The 2,396-nt window shown below is 77.2% G+C and carries 2 protein-coding genes; one reads left to right on the top strand and one right to left on the bottom strand.

The genetic code is table 11. The features are described 5' to 3' along the window. Positions 1-314 precede the first annotated feature (314 nt). Complete coding sequence (locus GTR00_RS19010; RefSeq protein ID WP_240900629.1) at positions 315-1,757, top strand: NtaA/DmoA family FMN-dependent monooxygenase; 1,443 nt, start codon at positions 315-317, stop codon at positions 1,755-1,757. Positions 1,758-1,767: 10 nt separating this feature from the next. Here GTR00_RS19010 and GTR00_RS19015 read toward each other — a convergent pair. Further along, positions 1,768-2,396 (bottom strand): TetR/AcrR family transcriptional regulator (locus GTR00_RS19015; RefSeq protein WP_166613129.1); only part of this gene is annotated, 629 nt, incomplete at its 5' end.

The raw sequence follows: 2,396 nt of genomic DNA on the forward strand, positions 1-2,396 counted from the left end.
TGGCTGCTCCGTGGGGTGTGGTGGCGGCGCGCCGGCGCGGGAGCCGGGTGGACCGCGGTGGGGAACGCGCCGGCGGGGCGCCCGCAGGGCGCCGACGTGCCGGAGGTGGTACTGAAGCACCCCGGAGCGGCGGTCGTGTCACGCAGGCGTTAACGGCGCGTTTCCGCGTCGCGGGCACCGTCACCGCCGGTTCGCGCGGGCCCGCCGGGGGCGGGGAAACACCGCTGAAACCTCAGCTGTGCTGACATGTGAACCGCCCGGTTCACCGCCGGCCCGTCAGCACCGTCGGCAGCGAGGAGATCGTCGTGCGCAGGATGCACCTGGGAGTGTTCGAGGTCGCCGCCCCGCAGGTGGGCGGCACGCTGAGCTGGTCGCACCCCTGGAGCGGCTCGCGCCACCACCGCGAGCTCGGCCACTGGACGGGCATCGCCCGGCTGCTGGAGGACGCCGGGTTCGACTTCCTCTTCTTCGCCGACGGCTACGGCTACCCCACGGTGGACGGCGACCTGCCGCCCGCCGCGGCGCGCGGGGGGCTGAACTTCTCCGGGCTGGACCCGGTGCTGCTCATCCCCGCCCTGGCGGCCGCCACCTCGCGGCTGGGCTTCGTCGTCACCTGCTCCACCGGCGTGGACCACCCGGTGGCCACGGCCCGCCGCTTCGGCACCCTGGACCACCTCACCGGCGGGCGCGTGGGCTGGAACGTGGTCACCGGCGCCTCCCAGGACGCCGTGGCCGCCCTGTTCGGCCACCGGGAGATGACCGCGCACGACCGCCGCTACGAGATCGCCCGCGAGCACGTCGAGCTGTGCCTGAAGCTGTGGGAGGGCTGCTGGGAGGACGGCGCCCTCGTCGAGGACGCCGAGGCCGGTGTGTTCGCCGACCCCGAGCGCCTGCACCGCGTCGAGCACGCCGGGACCCACTACCGCTCCTCCGGCTACTTCACCGTGCCGCCCTCGCCGCAGCGCACCCCGGTGCTGTTCCAGGCCGGCACCTCCACCGCGGGCCGGGAGTTCGCCGCGAGCACCGCCGAGTGCGTCTTCCTGCAGGGCACCACCCCCGCGCACGCCGCCGCCAACGTGGCCGACATCCGCGCCCGCGCCGCCGCCCACGGCCGCGACCCGCGCTCGGTGAAGGTCCTCGTGGGCGCCACGGTCACCGTGGCCGCCACCGCGGAGCTGGCCCGCGAGCGGCGCGCGGAGTTCGAGCGGATGCAGACCGACGAGGTCGCCTCCGTGATCTACGCCGGGAACACCGGCATCGACCTGCTGGCCCTGCCGCAGGAGCTGCCGCTGCACGAGGCGCTGGCCCGCGCCGCCGACCCGCGCGTGGGTCAGATGGGGCAGAGCAACATCGACCGCTTCCGCCGCCCCGACGGCAGCACGCCGCTGGTGCGCGAGGTGCTCGCTGAGCTGCGCGGGCGCGGCACCCGCGGCTTCACCGTCGTCGGCGACCCGCGCGAGGTCGCCGACCAGCTGGAGGAGCTGGTGGGGACCACCGACGTGGACGGGTTCCTGCTGGAGGCCGTCTTCTCCCCCGGCGACCACGAGCTGTTCTGCGAGCTCGTGGTGCCCGAGCTGCGCCGCCGCGGGCGCCTTCCGCACGAGGAGGAGCGCGCCGCCGGCGGCGGCACCCTGCGCGAGCGCCTGGGCGCGCCCTCGCCGCGGCTGTCCGCCGACCACCCCGGCGCGGCGTTCGCCGCGCGACCCTCCGCGGGGCCCTCCGCGGGCTCGGCGGCGGACCTGGCCGCCGCCCGGTGAGGCGCCGGCCTCAGCCCTCGCCGGCCACCGGCCCGGCCGCGCCGGGCAGGCGCGCGCAGAAGGCGTCCAGCGCCGCGCGCTGCACCTCCTCCACCGCCCGGCGCCGCTCCCGCTCGGCCGCGCCGCCGGCGCCCGTGATGAGCAGCGTCATCTGCAGCCCGCGCCACAGGGCCACCAGCTCGGTGGCGCGCGCCTGCGCCACCCGCGGCGCCAGGCCCTCGCGGGCGAAGCGCACCGCCGCGGGGCGCTGCCAGTCGCCGATGTCGCCCAGCACCCCGCGCCAGCGCTCGTCGCCGCGCGCGGCCTGCCCGAACACCTCGAAGAACAGCCGCAGGAACGGCAGGTGCTCGGGCGCGGCGATCGCCGACCACACCCGCTGCAGGTCCTGGCGCAGCGGGCCGCGCCCGCGCTCCAGCGCCGACCAGGCGGTGGCGAAGCCGGGGAAGCGCTCCTCGCCCACGGCCCGCAGCGCCTCGCCGACCAGGGCCTCCTTGCTGCCGAAGTAGTACAGCAGCATGCGGTTGTTCGAGCCGACGGCGCCGGCCACCCCGCGCAGCGTCAGGGACGTCACGCCGTGCTCGAGCACGTGCGCGGCGACCAGGCCCAGCAGCCGCTCCCGCTCCCCGCCCGCCACCGGGG

This window comes from Kineococcus indalonis (assembly GCF_009906395.1).
Classification (GTDB): domain Bacteria; phylum Actinomycetota; class Actinomycetes; order Actinomycetales; family Kineococcaceae; genus Kineococcus; species Kineococcus indalonis.